Raw genomic sequence first — 18,312 nt, forward strand, 5'->3', positions numbered from 1 at the left:
GTTCCTGCCTTGAAGGATAAGGGTTTGGAAACGACAACGCGTTATCAATCGTTTGCATTGCTTCACTTGTTAACCCGGCCCTACTTTGAGTCTCAGCCAAACAGTACCAATAATAAGGATGATTCGTTTCTTGTATTTTTGTGTAATAGTATTGAATCACCTTTTTAATGTCATACGTATCCACCTTCATCCCACCTGTCTCTTTATTATCCATATAGAATTATATGCGGGAATTTAGTGAATAGCCTTGAGTGCATATCTATTGCTGGAAACAACAATATTGTCCTTCTAAAATATATCGCCTAATTATGATTTCTGGGCATAATACAATAAACAAATTCGCTTGCATAAATTTATTTAATTTGCTATTATAACTGACGAACGTTCGTTAAATTATGAGGTGATATTATTGAAAAGTAATGAAATTAAGGACGCCGCTCTAAAATATTTTACGATTCATGGTTATGAAGGAGCGTCGCTTTCTCAAATAGCTGAAGAAGTCGGCATGAAAAAGCAATCCATTTACGCTCATTTTAAAGGCAAGGATGATCTTTTTCTGCAAGTTTTACGTGATGCGAAAGAGACGGAGCTATCTTCGAAACTCCAATATTTCAGTAAAGTTGATTCAAAAAATCCTGAAAAAGATTTATTTGGATTCCTACAATTGGTCATCGATCTTTTCCAAGAAAATGAGCATATAAAGTTTTGGCTGCGTATGTCCTTTTTTCCGCCAGCACATCTTGAACAGGAAATCGGGCAGGAAGTGATGGATATCGAGGAAAAAGTGCAGGAGATCCTTGAATGCAAATTCCATGATTGGATCAAGGCCAAATTAATCGTCGATGAAGAAGCCATAACACCGACCTATGCTTTTCTGGGAGTTGTGGATTCCATTTTGCTTGAGCTTGTATACGGCAATGATGAGAAACGGCTGAAGGATAAATTAGCAGCCTCTTGGAAAGTTTTTTGGAGAGGTATTTCACAAGAATGATTCACAAAGAAAGTGGTGTTAAAACATGAATAAACCAATTAAAGAACAAAAGGCGGTATTAATCATTCTTCTAAGCAATATATTCATTGCTTTTCTGGGAATTGGACTCATCATCCCCGTTATGCCGTCATTTATGAATATCATGCATTTATCAGGAAGTACGATGGGCTATCTTGTTGCCGTATTTGCTGTTTCACAGCTTATTATGTCACCTTTCGCAGGTCGTTGGGTTGACCGTTACGGCAGAAAGAAAATCATCATCATCGGCTTATTCCTTTTTGGTGTTTCAGAACTTATCTTCGGTGTAGGGACAAACGTATCCGTGTTCTATTTATCAAGGATCCTTGGGGGTATCAGTGCTGCCTTCATCATGCCAGGTGTTACGGCATATGTTGCAGATATTACATCCGTTCAGGAAAGGCCAAAAGCAATGGGCTATATTTCAGCCGCAATTAGCTTGGGCTTTATAATAGGACCCGGGATCGGTGGCTTTGTTGCAGAATATGGTATACGCTTGCCCTTCTTCCTTGCGGCGGCCATTGCTTTTTTAGCATGCCTTTCATCGATATTCATTTTAAAAGAGCCGATGACAAAGGAACAGCTTGCAAAAGTTTCCGCTAATACAAAGCAAACAAACTTTATGGGCGATTTAAAAAAATCACTAAATCCGCTTTACTTTATTGCGTTCATCATTGTATTTGTACTCGCTTTTGGTTTATCAGCCTATGAAACGGTTTTTAGCCTATTTTCTGATCATAAATTCGGCTTCACGCCGAAGGATATTGCCATTATCATTACAATAAGCTCTATTTTCGGAGTTGTTGTGCAAGTCTTTATGTTTGGAAAGCTGGTAGATATTCTCGGCGAAAAGAAGCTTATTCAATTATGTTTAATCGTCGGTGCAATTTTTGCGGTAGCATCCACTATGATTTCCAGTTTTTCGGCAGTACTAGTGGTAACTTGCTTCATATTCCTTGCATTTGACCTGCTTCGTCCGGCTTTGACGACATTTTTATCAAAAGCTGCCGGGAAAGAACAAGGATTCGTTGCTGGAATGAACTCCACCTATACGAGCTTAGGGAATATCGCCGGGCCATCCATGGGAGGATTGCTTTTTGACGTAAACATCCACTACCCTTACCTTTTCGCTGCTGTCATTATCGTCATTGGCCTTGGCATTACAGTCATTTGGAAAGAAAACCGATTGACAGAAAGCTTAGCGAAATAATGAAAGTCCCGGATGGTTATTCGTACCTTTCCTTTTCGAGCTGGAAAACTCCCAAACTTGAAAGATGATATTCTACTAAAAACCCCCCTTGCCCATATTTGGGCAAGGGGGGTTTTTAGTAATCTTTTTGAGAACGGGATTCTTACTACTACTTTTTTTGCTCATGATAACCGCTCCAAATCGATTTCGAATTTATATCGATCTGCCCGGTAGACAGATCTGACAAGCCCAAGTGGTTGATTGGTATCCAGGGTACTTCTTCGTTCAATCAGCAATACAGGGGCACCTTTGACTACCTCGAGCATTTCCGCCTCTTTTTTTTGAGCAATCGCGGCTTCAATTACCTGGTCATGCTGAATTTTTAAACCAAACGTTTTTTCTACATAGTCATGCATGGAAGTTATGGCTATTTCTTCCGTTAGATCCAGGGCAAGATTTTTAGAGATAAATAGCCTTTCATATGCCATCGGCAACCGATCAGCAAGCCTAATACGTTCCAGCTCGAAAATAGGAGCTTCTGCTTCAACATCAAGCTTTGCAGCAAGATCATGATCAGCATTGATCTCCGTAAAACTGATAAATCGTGTACTTGGTTCAAGTCCTCTTGAAATCATATCCTTCGAAAAGCTTGTTAATCCTTGCAAGGGCCGCTCCAATTTTTGTTGGGCAACGAATGTTCCTTTTCCGCGCTGCCTATATAAATAACCGCCATTCACTAGGTTAGAAATGGCCTGTCTCACAGTCATCCTGCTTATTCCATATTTTTCAGTGTATTCTTTTTCTGAAGGAATCATCTCTCCTGGCACCAATTCAAGATTTTGAATCGCTCCTTTAATCTCCTCTTCAAGTTGATGATAAATGGGACTGGGAGAATTCTTTTGGATCATTCAGCGTACATCTTCCTTTCATCGTTATGAAATTTCATGAAATTTCACAAGGCATACTGATTGGAAACATAACGCTCATCAATCTTATCCATGCATTTGAACACGATAAGTAATGACTCGCCTTTCTAAGTATCCAAATTCCTTTTTGTGAATTTCAGTACCGATTCCCTTGAACGTTCAATTTCGTTTTTATTTTCATTATAGTATTTAGAAACATACGCATAGAAAATGATGCTGACCGTTAGAAATTGGGCAAAAAGCGAACTTGTTGCAGCACTTCGGAATTTAGCCTCCGGTGCACGTACATGATTTAGTGACATATCAACTTTTTTAGTTAGTCCATTGTTCCCCAATCGCGATAAACCAATTGTTTTAATGCCATATGCTTTAGCAATATCAACGAGTTCAAGGACTTCTTCAGTTTCGCCACTATTGGATATACAGAAAAAAACGGTATTCTTTGATGATGCCGCAAGTGCAGTGGCCGTAATATGCGGGTCTTGATTGGCACTTACAATCTTTCCTAACCGTAACCATTTCTGTGTAATATCTTCAGCAACGAGCCATGATGCACCTAAACCATAGACATAAATTACATCTGCACTCCTCATGGTTTCAATGATATTGTCAAGAACGGACTCATCCAAATAATGCGCAGTTTCTTGTATAGCTTGGACAGAGTTGGAAACTATTTTATTTTTAATGGACGCTATTGTTTCGTTAGGCTCAATGTCATGGAAACCTTTTTTCTCAGGTTGGGAAATCAGGGATGATAGGGATACCTTCAGTTCTGAAAAGCTGTTAACTTTTATAGAATGACAGAACCTTGTTACGGCCGAACTGCTGGCATTGGCATGATCTGCTAATTCATGTATCGTCATTCTTATAATGTCGTTTGGATTTTCTAAAATATATTGTGCAATTTTCCGTTCTGATTTAGGCAACTGGTTCAATAAGCTTTCAATTCTCAATATAATATTTTCGACGTGCATATGATTTACTCTCCTTGATCTATACTTACTTTAAATGCTTCATTGCTATGTAATAACAACCTAAGGTAGCTGATACGTCTTCCAAAACAAAATTCACATTTGGATTTTCAAGTTTAATATGATTGATGAAAGAGCTTTGCACCAATGATATATTTGTCAAGATGCTACCTTTTATTGCAATTGTAACATTCCCACTTAACTTTAACTTCTTGATAACCTCAAGTGTTTGTTTTGAAAGGTGGTACCCAGCCTGATTCAGAATATTTTGCGAGAAACCATCGCCCTTAACCGCATGTTGGACAATCAGGGGAACAAATGAGGCAATCTCGGATTTCGTGGCAGAATAAATGAATTTCTTCAGTTCCATAACACTGTTGTAGCCAAGTTTTTGAAGTATTGACTGTGATAGCTGGCTATAGATATACCCCTCATCCTCTTCTTTCGTCATTTTTATAAAAGCCTGCATGGCGATCCAATAGCCACTTCCTTCATCCCCAAGGATGTGTCCCCAGCCACCAGCCGATTTCTCGATTCCTTTATGGATGCCGATACTTACAGATCCAGTTCCGGATATGGTCAAAATGCCATCATTTCCTTTAAGCAAAGCAGCATGAGCGATAATTGCATCATTTACAATGGTGAACGGGGCCTTAAATGCCATGCTTAATGCACTTTTTATGCCCTGCGGATTTTCAACTCCTCCATACCCGGCTAATCCTAAGCAAATGTAATGGCAGCTTCCATTGTTAATGGGCATTACGCATTCTTCAATTGCCTGTATAATGTTAGCGATGGCTTTTTTTTCATTAATAAGCAGGTTTCCAAATCCCGCTATGCCTTCACTAATTTTATTTCCATCTAAATCATAAGCCACTGCTTCAGTTTTAGTGCCTCCGCCGTCAACTCCGATAATATAATTCATATTATTCTCCTATTCAGTAAAAAAGGAAGGAATATCACCTTCCTTCCCTGATCAATTAATATTGAATTGGAATTTCCCCCATGGTTCCAAATAATCGAGAAGAAAAATTTCCTCTTCTGTTATTCGGCCAACTACATTTGTTTTCCCCAAATTCTTCATTTCCTTTAATGCAATCTGCAATTCCCCTTTATATTGTCCATAGAGCTCATTTTCAATTAAAATATCACCGCGCCTGATATCAGGCGTATATGTTGGTTTAAATTCTTCGCTCTTATATTTCACACGTGATTGAGTCGAGCGAATTAAATAATCGGAAACATCTCCACGGTAAAAATGGAATTCTTCCAATACTATTTTTTTCTCTAGTGCTGTTATGGTTTCGTGAAGGTTAACATTAAATGTTAACAGACCGCTGTTTAACAGGCTAAGCTGCTTCAATTCATCTTCAGATGCGTAAGCATTTGCAATGATTACATCATCAATCAACCCTGTCGCATACAAATGTTTCGCTTGTGTTGTAATCGGCAATTCCCGGTGCATTTCTAAAGTACATAATCCTTCCGTTACAGGCCAAGGACCGTACGTTGCTGCATGTGAGCTGATGAAAGCTGCCGTGCGGATATTATGCTTTTTGAATGACTCACAGCATTTTATAAAATGAGGATAGCTCAATCCTGCATAGCGATGCGGATAGAAGTTGTGCGATCCAACTAAATTCTCTTTATTTGGTTTGTAATCCATAATATTATCTAAATATTTTGTTGCATTGCTCATGTTTATTTCAATTTTCAGGTCATATGGATTATGTGTCATAACCGACTCTTCGTTACCTGTAAAACCCATGTCCAGCCTGATTCCATATGCACCTAATTCTGCAAAAAACGATAAGTCATTATAAGAAATGCCTAGTGAACCGAATACACGGGGAGCAATATCGACCATCACTTCCATATTCAATTGATTGGCATAAACTATCGTTTCTTTAAATTCTTTTAATATCTTCTCTTTATCACCTTCGACAGAAAGCAAGCAAGTAAAGATCTTTTTGAATCCATATTTGTGTGCAAGTGCAATGTATTCCATGTCTCTTTCGACGGTTGAATGCTCTGGATAGATAGATATACCAAGTTTACCCATTTTTAATCACCTCTTTACTGTTGTGGGGCTAGCTTTTTTACAATGCGAATCATATGTTCAATTAGTTTTTGTTCGCTCATTGCCGTCATCAAGTGATCTTGAGCATGAATCATCAATAAAGTTTTCTCACTTGGAACTCCATTCAATTCTGCTTGAATTAGCTTGGTTTGTGTCTTATGGGCCAAGTTCAATTCTTCCTGGCCTTGTTTAATTAGTTCTTCTGCACTTTCAAAATTAAATTCTTCCGCTTCTTTCAGTGCTTCGAATGCTAATCCTCTTGCATTTCCACTATGTGATATTATTTCAAAAATTTCCATTTCGTTATTGTTCATTTCAGTTGACATATCATTCCACTCCTATTTTATGTTAGATTATGAAGGTTCATTGGATTACTGTAATCCATATTCACTGTTTAAAACACCATTCACTTGATGGTCGGAACAGCACTTTCACTGAAGAATCGCGGTAAGTATTCTTCATGCGCTTTTAAAAGTTTTTGTAAAACGATTTCCGCCAGGTCATCACTTGGAATAAGCGGGTTAATCGTTAAAGCCAATAATGCTTTATCATAAGAACCTGTAACGGCTGCCTCTGCACCAATTCTTTCAAATGATTTGATTTGTTGGATTAAGCCATGCACTTGTATGGGTAATTTCCCCATAGCCAAAGGAATTGGTCCATTCTTCGTGACGATACAGCTTACTTCTACTGCTGAATCATAATCAATATCAGTAAGCGATCCATTGTTTTGTACATTTAGCACTTGAATGTCTTTTTTATCATTATAAATAGAAGAAATGACGTTACACGCTGCATCACTGTAGTAAGCTCCACCGCGCTGCTCTAATTGCGGAGGCTTGATGTCAAGGGTTTCATCCTTGTATAGGTGAAACAAACCTTCTTCTAATCTTTTCACAATTTCAGCTCGAGTTTCCCCTGATTTGAATGCTTCCAATTCTTCTTCTAAAATCGTTTTTGTTTTGTAATAATAACGATGGTACGGGCAAGGCACCACTCCTAAGGATTTCAAAAATCTTCTGTTCCAAGCCAATGGGGCAATATTCTTCATCGTCAGCTGAATCTCAGGATTGCCAAGCATTTCAAGCACTTTATCAGTTACTTCTTGATCATCAACGAATACATGCAGCCCGAATACCATATGGTTTAACCCGGCGAAATCTATATGCACTCTCTTCCTATCCACACCAAGCATGCTAGAAATTGACATATGCATATTAAATGGAACATTGCATACCCCAATGACTTTTTTATGCTTGCTGTAGCGGAGAAGGGCTTCCGTTACCATCCCCGCTGGGTTTGTGAAGTTAATCAACCAAGCATCAGGGCAGAGCTCCTGCATTTCTTCTGCAATTTCCAGAATAATAGGTATAGTTCGTAATGCTTTGGACAATCCTCCTGCACCGTTTGTTTCTTGACCAATCATTCCTAATTCCAACGGGATCCGCTCGTCCTTGATTCGTGCATCAAGTAAGCCCACTCTCATTTGCGTCGTGACAAAATCGGCATTTTGCAAGGCTTGCCGGCGGTCTAACGTTAGATGTATTTCCATTGGAAGTCCTGCTTTTTCAACCATCCGTTTTGCTAAGGTTCCTACAATCTCCAGTTTTTCTTTTCCTGCCTCAATATCCACTAACCACAGTTCCCTAATTGGCAACTCATCATATCGTTTAATAAAACCTTCTATTAATTCTGGTGTATAACTGGAGCCTCCACCAATTGTGGCAATCTTCAACCCTTTTTTCATTTCCATTCCCCTAACACCTCATAGTTAGCTAATCTGAATTTTCATTTATAGATTATTACATAGCAAATCAGTGCGCTCACCGCTAATAAAGACAAGAATAATAGTGATGCATGTTTCTTGTTTTTAAACTTACCTTCAACAAAACAAACAACCATCGTCAATCCTGCACTTATGGCAAAGGTATTTCCCAAGTACAGTGATAATTGTTTATTTATCTCAAAGGCATCCATTAATCCGTTAAAGATAAAATTAAAAACAAGAATGAAGCTAAAAAATAGAAAGGCACTTTTGTAACTAAAAAAGTGAATTCTGGATGTTGAATTCATATCCTTTCCCCCCTCAATTTATAAAAGGAGTTTGGAGCATTTAGTCCCAAACTCCCTTTTAGGTATTCCTTATAAAGCGATATTTTGTTTATCCGTTGTTTCTACCACGTTTTCCTGAGCTAGAAGCTTTTTATCGTACATCTTAAAGAATGGCAGATAAATAAGGACTGAAATTGTTAAATTCACCATCACGAGAACAACGGCTCTCCAATCACCGCCTGTTGAAAGGTAGGCACCTATTGGAGCGGGCAATGTCCAGGGAACCATTACATATGTCGGGTTCACAAGTCCGATGGATGTTGCTATATATGCAAGTGTCGCACCAATTAGCGGTGTAATGATAAATGGAATAATAAGTACCGGGTTCAATACAATCGGCATCCCAAAGATAACAGGTTCATTGATGTTAAAAATGCTTGGCACAATTGTTGCTTTCCCCATTGCTTTACTATAGGTGGATTTTGCCGTTAAGAGCATGGCTATTACCAAACCCAAGGTTGCACCAGACCCACCAATCCAAATAAACCATTGGAAGAATGTTTCAGGAGCTATGTGGGGAATTGCCTTTCCAGCTGCAACTGCTGCCGAGTTATTCCCCAAGTATACTTCCCATACCGGACGAGCTACGGCACCTACTACTGAAACGCCATGAATACCAAATGACCAAAAGAATGTAATCAAAAATACTGGAATTAATACACCTGGCAATGTATCGCCTGCACTGATGAGTGGTGCAACCGCTTTATCAACAAGTGAATGTAAATCAACAGCAAAAACGACTGTAATTAAAGTCATGACAAGCAGTACAATTGAAACTGGTATTAAAGCTTCAAATGAACGGGCCACTGAAGTTGGAACAGAATCAGGCATTTTAATCGTGATATTCTTTGTCTTACAAAGACGTAAAATTTCGACAGCAAAAATGGATACAATCATTCCTACAAAAAGACCATGGCCTCCGAGATTTGTCATTGGCAAAACAAACCCCACATCATCCATCATCTTTACACCAATTGTGAACAAGAAGGCTGCTAATGATAGTAAACCTCCAGATAGCGGGTCAAGTTTATAGCTTTGAGATAAACTGTAGCCTATACCAAAAGTAATATATAGCGTCATGATAAACATCGTTAATCGATATGGTATTAAAATTTCAGCGATATGTTTTGCAGACCATTCACCTAATGCAGTATCTGCTGCAACGGGCGGAAATGCAATGATCAAGAATAAACTTCCAAAGATGATGAAAGGTAACGCAGAAACCACACCATCCCGAATCGCGCGTAAATGTTTTTGCTCAGACAATTTAGCCATAGGTGTTGAAAGATTATTTTCTAAAAAAGCTACAAACTTGTCCATTCGTGTTTTCCCCTTTTACGTTTAGTGAAAAGAAATAGTAATTAGTTTATTATTTTGCTAGTTCCGTTACCAGTTTTAATAGTTTAGGTCCGCCAAGAGGGCTGTAAGCTTGGGCTGGAATGGCTTCACATGGGACGCCCGCTTCATCTGCCGATGCCTTAAAGCCATCGAAACGATGTTTGACTTGCGGAGCTACCATTGCAACATCCCAGCCATTTCGTACTTCTGCATCAAATTCTTGAGTGCCGACTGCCAATACTTCTATGGTTACACCCTGTTTTTCCCCTTCCTTTTTTAAAGCGCTTACAACGATTGCACTAGACATTCCACCTGAGCATACGAATAATACTTTCATTCTTTGTTCCTCCAATTTTTTTATTTTTTTTATTAAAAGCGTTAAATCGTTTTTCTTATGAATCCTTGTGCTTTCACTAAACGATTTGAGGCTTCTTCATATGATACATTCGTTAAAATCATGACAATTGCAATTTTAGGCTGGGCATGTGCCTTTTCTAAGTATTCATCTGCAATTTCATAGCTACAGTCAGTAGCATCCATGATAATACGTTTTGCACGTTCAACCAGCTTTTCATTAGTTAACTGTAAATCTACCATTAAATTACCATAAACTTTTCCTACTCCAACCATTGAGGCGGTGGAAAGCATGTTGCATACTAACTTTTGCGATGTTCCAGCTTTTAAACGTGTAGAACCCGTCAGGACTTCAGGCCCGTTTACAACTTCAATCGCAACTTTTGCAATCTTACCTATCTCAGAACCTTTGTTACAGCTTATCGACACAGTTCCTGCACCAACTTGATTGGCATATTCCAATCCAGCAATAACATATGGAGTGCGTCCACTAGCTGCAATGCCCACTACGACGTCCCTGTTTGTTAATTCGATTTTCTTCAAATCTTCAGGACCTAATTCAAAACTGTCTTCAGCACCTTCAACCGCCTTAATGAAAGCCTTTTCCCCACCAGCTATAAGACCCACTACTTCACTCGGATCGGTATTGAATGTTGGGGGACATTCTACTGCATCCAATAAACCGATGCGCCCGCTTGTTCCTGCACCCATGTAAATTAATCTGCCGTTTTTATTCATGGCTTCAACGATCATCTCCACGGCTTTAGAAATTTGCGGAAGTTCTTTTTTTACACAATGGGCAACTTTAATGTCTTCTTCGTTCATCACCTCTAAAAATTCCAGTGTTCCCATTTCATCTAAACTCATGGTCTTTTCATTACGACGCTCTGTCGTTAAATGCTCAAGCATACATATCATCCTTTTTTATTTCAGTGGTGAAGTGGTGAAACTTTATTTGCTATAGAGAATATATCACTATTAAAAATTAATTTCAATATTGTATATACATTTTTAAAATTTAATTTTAAAATAAAAGTAAGATACCTAAATTGATTGGTTGAATGTTAGCTTTCTACTAAAAACTAAAAAGCAAACCGAGTAGCCATTTCGTGAACCAAACCTACGATTCTTTTTATTGTTAGATCTTATCTCACTATTCATAGATGACAAATTCATATATTCATTATTTGTTAACGCTTACAAATAATTAAATATAAATATTAGTAATGAAATGAGGTTGTACTATTGATGAATGAAAGAATTACTAAGAAAAAATTGGGTTCATTGGCTCTAGCCGCTTTGGTGGGGGGATCACTTCTCCTTCCAGCTGATTTGAAAGCAAATGCAGAATCTGGGACAATTCCTCAAACAACGACTTATGTAAAACAGGAACTTCGCGCAACTTGGATTGCAAGTGTGTTAAATATTGACTGGCCTTCCAAACCTGGTTTATCCATATCAGCACAGAAAGAAGAATTCATAAAATATTTGGATGAACAAAAAGCGATGGGAATGAATGCTGTCGTTATGCAAATTAAACCCACTGCGGATGCTTTTTATCCTTCTGAATACGGTCTTTGGTCAAAATATTTAACAGGAGTCCAAGGAAAAGATCCCGGGTATGACCCTCTTGCATTCATGGTAGAAGCAGCACATGAGCGTAATATGGAATTTCATGCGTGGTTTAATCCTTACCGCATTACTATGCCTTTAGGTAAAACAGCTGAAATATCGGATATTGATAATCTTCTGAAATCTCACCCTGCCAGAAAGCACCCGGATTGGGTCATACCATATGGACAACAATTGTACTTTGATCCAGGCATTCCTGGCGTACAACGGTTTGTGATCGATGGAATAATGGAAGTTGTTAAGAATTATGATATCGATGCAGTCCATATGGACGATTATTTCTATCCTTACAAGATTGCAGGAGTACCTTTCCCAGATGAAATTTCCTATCAAAAATATGGAGCAGATAGATTTTCAAATGTTGAAGATTGGCGCAGGGATAATGTAAATAACCTTGTTAAGAATATTAATGAAGAAATCAAGGCAGAAAAATCATATGTGAAGTTTGGTATAAGTCCATTTGGAGTTTGGCGCAACAAAGCAGTTGATCCCACAGGATCTGACACTGCCGCAGGACAAACGAATTATGATGATTTATATGCAGATACCCGAACGTGGATCAATAATGGATATATTGATTATATTGCCCCTCAATTATATTGGAATATAGGATTGCCAGTAGCTGACTATGCCAAACTTCTTGATTGGTGGACAAAAGAAGTCGAAGGTAAAAATGTTCAACTCTATATTGGACAAGGAGACTATAAAATTAATACAGAGTCCAACGGTGTGCAAAACTGGTTCAATCCTGAAGAAATGCCAAACCAGTTAAAACTGAATCGAACATATAAGGAATTTGATGGAAGCATGCATTTCAGTGCCAAAGATTTACGGAAAAACCCCCTTGGGATAGCAGATCGGTTAAGCGGGGATATTTATAAGCATCCCGCATTGGTTCCAGCCATGCCTTGGATTGATGATCATGCACCAAAGGCTCCAATGGTGAGAAATTCAACACAATCAGGAGATGGAATACAATTTGAAATTCACGATCATAAGAAATCAGATGCATCTTATTATGCCATTTATCGTTTTGATGGGAAGAAAAAAGGAAACATTGAAGATTCAACGAACTTACTTGCCACAGTGCATAAAGAAAATACAAGTCAATTGTTTAATGATGGCAGTGTAGAAAAAGGCAAGACTTACACATATGTTGTGACAGCATTGGACCGTACCCACAATGAAAGTAAACAAACTAGGCAGATTTATATAAAAGTAAAATGATTTTCAAGAAATAGCTTTATAGCTTAAGTGTTATATCTCAGTGAACAATGGCAGCATACACTGCTGCATATGATGCTAAGTCAGGATTATAAAAGAATTGAAGTAGGTGGAATGACGATGTACATAGTTGGATTAATGTCCGGAACATCACTGGATGGAATTGATGCTGCACTTGTTCGGGTGAATAATAGTGGACTGGAGACTGAAATGGAAATGATTGAGTTCATGACATGCCCTTTTCCAAAAGATATTGAAAAAGAAATTATGCAGTCTTTATCTGCAGAAACATCCAATGTGCAGTTAATATGCAGTTTGAATTTTAAATTAGGAAAATTATTTGCCAATGCAGTAAAGGAAGTTTGTCATAAAGCTGGATTTCCCATAAATAAACTGGATCTTATTGGATCCCATGGACAAACCATTTACCACCAGCCTTTAAAAGAACAAAATTATATACCCTCCACTTTGCAAATTGGGGAAGCTGCAGTAATTGCTCACGATACAAACACACTTGTAATCTCTGATTTCCGTACGATGGACATGGCTGCTGGTGGACAAGGAGCTCCTCTTGTTCCTTTTACCGAATACATTCTTTATAGAAGTGAAACGAAGGGAAGATTACTTCAAAACATAGGGGGCATTGGAAATGTAACCGTCTTACCCAAGCAGGCATCTCTGAATGACATGTATGCCTTTGATACAGGGCCTGGGAATATGATCATTGATGAAGTATGCCGCCAATTGTTCAATATTAGCTATGACGAAGGTGGTAACATAGCTAAACAAGGAAAAATTAATGACGAACTTTTATCTTATTGTATCAGCCATCCTTTTATTATGAGCCCTCCGCCAAAATCAACTGGCAGGGAATTATTTGGCAAGCAATATGTAGTAAAACTATTAAAGATGTTTGAATCACTTCCCAGTCATGATATTTTAGCTACAGTAACGATGTTTACAGCAAAGTCGATTGTGGAGAACTATCGAAAATTCATCTTTCCAAAAACCAATATTGAAGAAGTGATAATTGGCGGCGGAGGCAGCTATAACAAAACGTTATTAAATATGATGCAATCACTGCTTGGAAATTCTATTCAAGTTTTGACTCAAGAAGAGTTGGGGTACTCTTCTGAAGCGAAGGAAGCAGTGGCCTTTGCATTACTTGCAAATGAGACTTTCCATGGTAATACGAGTAACGTCCCCAAGGCTACCGGTGCTGACTTCGATGTCATCCTAGGAAGCATGACCTTCCCTCCTTCATATCTGAAGGAGCATAAAAATACTTTTTAACCATTTAAAAAAGTGGAAGGCACATCGATATTTGATGTGCCTTCCACTCTTTTTTGAACCTGAAGAATCATCGCGGACTCTTCTGTTTTATTTTACTGGCCAAGCTGCATGGATACATACTTCACTTCTAAATATTCATCCATGCCATAGTGTCCCCCTTCCCTGCCTAAACCACTTTCCTTCATTCCTCCAAATGGTGCTTGGGCAGTGGATGGGGCACTGTCATTAATACCGACAATCCCATATTCAAGAGCATCCGAATAGGCAACTGCCTTATTTAATGACTCGGTATACACATAAGCTGCCAAGCCAAAATTCGTATTATTGGCTCGATCTATAGCTTCTTTATCGGTTTTGAATGTACTGACTGGCGCAATTGGCCCAAACGTTTCTTCCTGCATGCACAGCATATCATCCGTTACATTGGAAAGTATGGCTGGTGCGATAAAATGGCCTTGTTTTTCATCGACTTTTGAGGTGTTATGGATGATAGCCCCTTTACTTGCAGCATCCTCTAATTGAAGCTGTACTTTTTTTACTGCGGCTCCATCTATCAATGGACCAAGATCGTTTCCTTCCATTCCATTTCCAACCTTCAAAGTTAAAACGGCTTCTTCAAAAGCTTGTAAAAACGGCTGTTCGATTGTTTCATGGACGAAAATTCGATTCGCACAAATACATGTTTGTCCAGCATTCCGGAATTTTGATTGAATCAAACCATTTACAGCTTCTTCGATATTCGCATCCTCAGCAATGATGAACGGAGCCAATCCACCGAGTTCAAGCGAGACTTTTTTTACTGTTTCTGCGGCTTTTTTCATTAGATGTTTCCCTACAGGAGTGGAGCCGGTAAATGTGATCTTTTTAACACGTGAATCATTCATCCACACGTCTGATACATCTCCCGGTTTCTGTGTAGTTACAATATTCATCACGCCTGCCGGAATGCCTGCTTCATGGGCACTTTCAACTAATAGCAAAGCGGTCAAAGGTGTTTGTTCCGCTGGTTTGATGACCACGGTACATCCTGCGGCAAGGGCTGGCGCCACTTTCCTCGTGATCATGGCAGCAGGAAAATTCCACGGGGTAATGGCAGCAACGACACCGACTGCCTGCTTTTGCACTAAAATACGCTTTGATGCAACGGAGGCTGGTATGATTTCCCCGTAGTTGCGCTTTGCTTCTTCAGCGTACCATTTCACGAAACTTGAAGCATATTTCATTTCACCTTTTGCCTCTGCCAATGGCTTTCCTTGCTCCAATGTCATGATCGTTGCGAGTTCATCAAGCCTGTTCTCAATGATCGTGTACCACTTCTCAAGTAATTCCGCCCTATGGTATGCACTTGTTTTCGACCAAGTATGAAAAGCAGCCTGAGCTGCATCCACTGCAGCCTTTGCCTCTTTTTCGTTAGCGTCCGGAACATAGCCCACAGGCTCCAACGTTGCTGGGTTTTCCACTACAAAATGACTTTCTGTATGAATAGATTCGCCGTTTATATAAATTGGCCATTTTTCCGCTACTTTTTTCATCCTGCTTTAATCTCCTCTTCTTCTTCTTCATGATTTGTAAATGTCTTATCATTTTCACCTTTGAAAAAGTCCTTGCCATATAAAAGGGCACATAATAAAATTCCTGCTGCAAACGCCATTCCAGCACCTTTTATAACAAGGATGGCAGCTACGACTCCTGCAATTCCCAGGTCGCGTTGGCTCTTTGCCTGCATGACGCCTACGCGTACGCTAACATATCCTTGAACCAAAAGCGTCAAGGCCAAGGCCACACCGAGAATTGGTTCCACCAGGCTTACTACCGGCAATAAGAATAACCCTGTATTCGTACCCCAACGGAACGAGCCGGCACCGCCGAAGAAAGAATTCATGGCTTTCTTGCCATTCTTGAATCGCTCCACAACCACGACCTGCATGGCTGCCCACAACGGACCGCACATTGTTATATCGGGTCCGATAAAACTCATGATCATATTTCGGCCACCAAAAATTAAATGGGCTCTGTTTGGATTATAGTCCACTTTTTCATCTTCCCTGACCTCATCGGATTCAGAAAGCAGCGCTTTCGTTTTGAGCACATCCCCGAATACGACTAAATAAGTAGCGAAAACAGCTGGAATCGCACTTAAAAAGAAGGTCAAGGCGGGAAAACCTAAACCAAAAACAGTATAGTCTGACCAAAGCGTAGCAAAATCCGGACTGCTGAATCCCCATTGGATATCAGGCCATTTTGCTTCTCCAAAAATGGGGGCTACAAAGACAGCAAGTAAGATTGCTGGCAATATCCCTAAATTGCCTATGAATATCCAAACTTTGTTTCGCATTTTCAATTTTCCAAAACTTTTCGAAAAAAGCAGATAAAAGGCAAAGCCGATACAAATGCTTATTGTATAAGGAAATAAATCAAACTTTCCACCCACTTCAAAAATGGAAACGACAGCACCAATACCCGCTCCTAAAATGATGCCTGATTTGATTGCATTCGGCACTAATCGCACGACCTTACTGGCAAGTCCGGTCATTCCTAGCAATATTGATAAAATACCTAATGTTAGTTGAAATGCAACGAGAGCATAGACCCGATCAGGTCCTTCGGGAAATTGCCCGACGAACAATACAAGCAATGGAACCGCAGGTGTAATCCAACCTGGTATAACAGGGTCCCCGAGTAAATGATGCGCCAAGTATAATAATCCATTCAAGACAACGACGGCTAGAGCCACATCAAAAGGCATACCAAGATGGTCTGCAAGCAGTGTAATAGCTCCAAGATCAACTGCACACATCAATAAGCCTTGAACATAGTCAGGCCACTCAAAACGATAATGGACAAATGGCAGTCTAATTTTAAAAGGTCCCGCAGGTATATACGATGTCTCTTCTCCATAGCGACGGTTTTTCCATTTCATGTTGTTTCCTCCACTTAAAAGCCATAGGCTGAACGGTAAATTTTTTCGATATCCCGGACGTTTAATGCACGGGGATTATTGCGAAGTAAACGGACTTGTTTGATGGCCTCGGCAGCCATTTCACTTAAAGCCGATTCAGGAATGTCAAATTCACTTAGTGACTCTGGTATATCAACATAACGGCATATTCTGGTCATCGCTTCTATAGCCTTATCCGCTGCCTCATCATCATTTAAATGATTGACTTTCTCTCCAAGTGCTTCAGCAATCTCGCGGAACCTTTCCAAACATGCAATTTTATTCCACTTCATCACAAATGGCAGTAATAATGAATTGCTGACTCCATGTGATAAATGGAAGCGGCCTCCAAGAGGATAAGCTAAAGCATGAACAGCTCCAACACCAGCATTTCCAAAAGCTAATCCTGCCATTAGGCTTCCAGTGATCATCGCTTCACGTGCTTCCAGATTATCTGGCGCAGCATAAGCCTTTGGTAAATTTTTTGCGATTAACTTCATGGCCCCAATTGCCAAAGCATCCGTAACGGGCGAAGCAAATTTGGAAATATAAGCCTCGACCGCATGAACAAGTGCATCCACTCCACTCGCAGCAGTCACACTTGGCGGGCAAGTCAGCGTCATGACGGGCGATACAATCGCTACATCCGGTAAAAGGTACGGACTTACAATTCCCTTCTTAACCTGTTCTTTCTTGTCCGATAAAATCGAAATATTCGTCACTTCTGACCCTGTTCCTGCCGTCGTCGGTATGGCTATTAAAGGTAGACCTGGGACTTCAATCAAGTTCGTACCGAAATATGTCTCGATGCTGCCGGAATTCGTAGCCATGACGGAAGAGGCTTTCGCAATATCCATCGCACTTCCTCCGCCTACCGCAATCAGTCCATCATGTTTTCCATCCTTGATTGACCGTACACATTGCTCAACGATTTCAATTTCCGGTTCTGGATTCACATCCGAAAAAATACCACATTCTGCAGAAAGTAAATCCTCAACCCTTTGTACAACCCCAGCACCCACTAAAACTTTATCTGTAACGATCAACGGATTCTTCATCCCTAATCGCGTAACCTCATCAGTCAGCTGCTGTAAAGAATCTGCTCCTGTCACCAATTTGTTAGCCATAGAAAAAATAGAAATATTCATGGTTATCTCCCCTTTCATGTATTTACTAATGCAGGAATCATGCCAAAGTGTGAAAACGCTTAATTCATAAGGGGGATAACCTTTTTTTCATGGGTAAC

17 protein-coding genes are annotated in these 18,312 nt (G+C 39.6%); 4 read left to right on the forward strand and 13 right to left on the reverse strand.

The genetic code is table 11. The annotated features are described in order from the left end of the window. Window positions 1–400 precede the first annotated feature (400 nt). Window positions 401–991 (forward strand): TetR/AcrR family transcriptional regulator, encoded by a 591-nt coding sequence (locus ACIROD_RS03180; protein ID WP_402937868.1) that lies wholly within the window; start codon window positions 401–403, stop codon window positions 989–991. A 25-nt stretch (window positions 992–1,016) separates the two neighbouring features. Then, window positions 1,017–2,219: an MFS transporter gene (locus ACIROD_RS03185; RefSeq protein WP_101222287.1), complete on the forward strand. Its 1,203-nt coding sequence runs from the start codon at window positions 1,017–1,019 to the stop codon at window positions 2,217–2,219. Window positions 2,220–2,380: 161 nt separating this feature from the next. Here ACIROD_RS03185 and ACIROD_RS03190 read toward each other — a convergent pair whose 3' ends face one another. The 10 genes from ACIROD_RS03190 to murQ form a co-directional block, all read right to left on the reverse strand. Then, on the reverse strand, window positions 2,381–3,106 hold the full coding sequence (locus tag ACIROD_RS03190; RefSeq protein ID WP_402937871.1) for a GntR family transcriptional regulator: 726 nt from the start codon (window positions 3,104–3,106) through the stop codon (window positions 2,381–2,383). Between the two features lie 125 nt (window positions 3,107–3,231). Then, complete coding sequence (locus ACIROD_RS03195) at window positions 3,232–4,098, reverse strand: MurR/RpiR family transcriptional regulator (RefSeq protein WP_402937873.1); 867 nt, start codon at window positions 4,096–4,098, stop codon at window positions 3,232–3,234. 25 nt (window positions 4,099–4,123) lie between these two features. After that, window positions 4,124–5,020 carry an N-acetylglucosamine kinase gene (locus ACIROD_RS03200; RefSeq protein WP_402937876.1) on the reverse strand — a complete coding sequence of 299 codons (897 nt, stop codon included), beginning with the start codon at window positions 5,018–5,020 and terminating at the stop codon, window positions 4,124–4,126. Between the two features lie 51 nt (window positions 5,021–5,071). After that, window positions 5,072–6,157, reverse strand: a complete 1,086-nt coding sequence (locus tag ACIROD_RS03205) for a DUF871 domain-containing protein (RefSeq protein WP_402937879.1) — start codon at window positions 6,155–6,157, stop codon at window positions 5,072–5,074. Window positions 6,158–6,171: 14 nt separating this feature from the next. Next, window positions 6,172–6,501: a PTS lactose/cellobiose transporter subunit IIA gene (locus ACIROD_RS03210; RefSeq protein ID WP_101222292.1), complete on the reverse strand. Its 330-nt coding sequence runs from the start codon at window positions 6,499–6,501 to the stop codon at window positions 6,172–6,174. A gap of 80 nt (window positions 6,502–6,581) precedes the next feature. Further along, window positions 6,582–7,928, reverse strand: a complete 1,347-nt coding sequence (locus ACIROD_RS03215; protein ID WP_402937882.1) for a 6-phospho-beta-glucosidase — start codon at window positions 7,926–7,928, stop codon at window positions 6,582–6,584. 35 nt (window positions 7,929–7,963) lie between these two features. Next, window positions 7,964–8,248, reverse strand: coding sequence for a hypothetical protein (locus tag ACIROD_RS03220; RefSeq protein WP_101222294.1), 285 nt, complete (start codon window positions 8,246–8,248; stop codon window positions 7,964–7,966). A 69-nt stretch (window positions 8,249–8,317) separates the two neighbouring features. Continuing rightward, on the reverse strand, window positions 8,318–9,607 hold the full coding sequence (locus ACIROD_RS03225; protein WP_402937886.1) for a PTS sugar transporter subunit IIC: 1,290 nt from the start codon (window positions 9,605–9,607) through the stop codon (window positions 8,318–8,320). 49 nt (window positions 9,608–9,656) lie between these two features. Then, window positions 9,657–9,962, reverse strand: a complete 306-nt coding sequence (locus tag ACIROD_RS03230; protein WP_061463755.1) for a PTS sugar transporter subunit IIB — start codon at window positions 9,960–9,962, stop codon at window positions 9,657–9,659. Between the two features lie 41 nt (window positions 9,963–10,003). Next, window positions 10,004–10,888 carry an N-acetylmuramic acid 6-phosphate etherase gene (gene murQ, locus ACIROD_RS03235; protein WP_260358938.1) on the reverse strand — a complete coding sequence of 295 codons (885 nt, stop codon included), beginning with the start codon at window positions 10,886–10,888 and terminating at the stop codon, window positions 10,004–10,006. A gap of 339 nt (window positions 10,889–11,227) precedes the next feature. On the opposite strand from murQ, the gene ACIROD_RS03240 reads away from it, so the two are divergent. Next, window positions 11,228–12,838 carry a glycoside hydrolase family 10-like protein gene (locus tag ACIROD_RS03240; protein ID WP_402937890.1) on the forward strand — a complete coding sequence of 537 codons (1,611 nt, stop codon included), beginning with the start codon at window positions 11,228–11,230 and terminating at the stop codon, window positions 12,836–12,838. Window positions 12,839–12,955: 117 nt separating this feature from the next. Beyond that, window positions 12,956–14,128, forward strand: coding sequence for an anhydro-N-acetylmuramic acid kinase AnmK (anmK, locus tag ACIROD_RS03245; protein WP_402937893.1), 1,173 nt, complete (start codon window positions 12,956–12,958; stop codon window positions 14,126–14,128). A gap of 92 nt (window positions 14,129–14,220) precedes the next feature. Here anmK and ACIROD_RS03250 read toward each other — a convergent pair whose 3' ends face one another. The 3 genes from ACIROD_RS03250 to ACIROD_RS03260 are packed head-to-tail and all read right to left on the reverse strand — an operon-like array spanning window position 14,221 to window position 18,214. Continuing rightward, entirely contained in the window at window positions 14,221–15,660 is a 1,440-nt protein-coding gene (locus tag ACIROD_RS03250) for an NAD-dependent succinate-semialdehyde dehydrogenase (protein ID WP_260358940.1), read from the reverse strand. Further along, window positions 15,657–17,048 carry a hypothetical protein gene (locus tag ACIROD_RS03255; RefSeq protein ID WP_402937897.1) on the reverse strand — a complete coding sequence of 464 codons (1,392 nt, stop codon included), beginning with the start codon at window positions 17,046–17,048 and terminating at the stop codon, window positions 15,657–15,659. Before ACIROD_RS03255 ends, ACIROD_RS03250 begins: the two co-directional genes overlap by 4 nt. A gap of 14 nt (window positions 17,049–17,062) precedes the next feature. After that, entirely contained in the window at window positions 17,063–18,214 is a 1,152-nt protein-coding gene (locus ACIROD_RS03260) for an iron-containing alcohol dehydrogenase (RefSeq protein WP_101222301.1), read from the reverse strand. Window positions 18,215–18,312: the final 98 nt, after the last annotated feature.

Source organism: Peribacillus sp. NPDC101481 (assembly GCF_044767165.1).
Lineage (GTDB): Bacteria > Bacillota > Bacilli > Bacillales > DSM-1321 > Peribacillus.

Bases quoted from the DNA above. Each gene is read 5' to 3' on its own strand.
- ACIROD_RS03220 (WP_101222294.1), bottom strand. From the start codon at position 8,248: ATGAATTCAACATCCAGAATTCACTTTTTTAGTTACAAAAGTGCCTTT.
- ACIROD_RS03215 (WP_402937882.1), bottom strand. From the start codon at position 7,928: ATGGAAATGAAAAAAGGGTTGAAGATTGCCACAATTGGTGGAGGCTCC.
- ACIROD_RS03230 (WP_061463755.1), bottom strand. From the start codon at position 9,962: ATGAAAGTATTATTCGTATGCTCAGGTGGAATGTCTAGTGCAATCGTT.
- ACIROD_RS03210 (WP_101222292.1), bottom strand. From the start codon at position 6,501: ATGTCAACTGAAATGAACAATAACGAAATGGAAATTTTTGAAATAATA.
- ACIROD_RS03205 (WP_402937879.1), bottom strand. From the start codon at position 6,157: ATGGGTAAACTTGGTATATCTATCTATCCAGAGCATTCAACCGTCGAA.
- ACIROD_RS03185 (WP_101222287.1), top strand. From the start codon at position 1,017: ATGAATAAACCAATTAAAGAACAAAAGGCGGTATTAATCATTCTTCTA.
- ACIROD_RS03260 (WP_101222301.1), bottom strand. From the start codon at position 18,214: ATGAATATTTCTATTTTTTCTATGGCTAACAAATTGGTGACAGGAGCA.
- ACIROD_RS03240 (WP_402937890.1), top strand. From the start codon at position 11,228: ATGAATGAAAGAATTACTAAGAAAAAATTGGGTTCATTGGCTCTAGCC.
- ACIROD_RS03255 (WP_402937897.1), bottom strand. From the start codon at position 17,048: ATGAAATGGAAAAACCGTCGCTATGGAGAAGAGACATCGTATATACCT.
- ACIROD_RS03190 (WP_402937871.1), bottom strand. From the start codon at position 3,106: ATGATCCAAAAGAATTCTCCCAGTCCCATTTATCATCAACTTGAAGAG.
- ACIROD_RS03195 (WP_402937873.1), bottom strand. From the start codon at position 4,098: ATGCACGTCGAAAATATTATATTGAGAATTGAAAGCTTATTGAACCAG.
- murQ (WP_260358938.1), bottom strand. From the start codon at position 10,888: ATGCTTGAGCATTTAACGACAGAGCGTCGTAATGAAAAGACCATGAGT.
- anmK (WP_402937893.1), top strand. From the start codon at position 12,956: ATGTACATAGTTGGATTAATGTCCGGAACATCACTGGATGGAATTGAT.
- ACIROD_RS03250 (WP_260358940.1), bottom strand. From the start codon at position 15,660: ATGAAAAAAGTAGCGGAAAAATGGCCAATTTATATAAACGGCGAATCT.
- ACIROD_RS03225 (WP_402937886.1), bottom strand. From the start codon at position 9,607: ATGGACAAGTTTGTAGCTTTTTTAGAAAATAATCTTTCAACACCTATG.
- ACIROD_RS03200 (WP_402937876.1), bottom strand. From the start codon at position 5,020: ATGAATTATATTATCGGAGTTGACGGCGGAGGCACTAAAACTGAAGCA.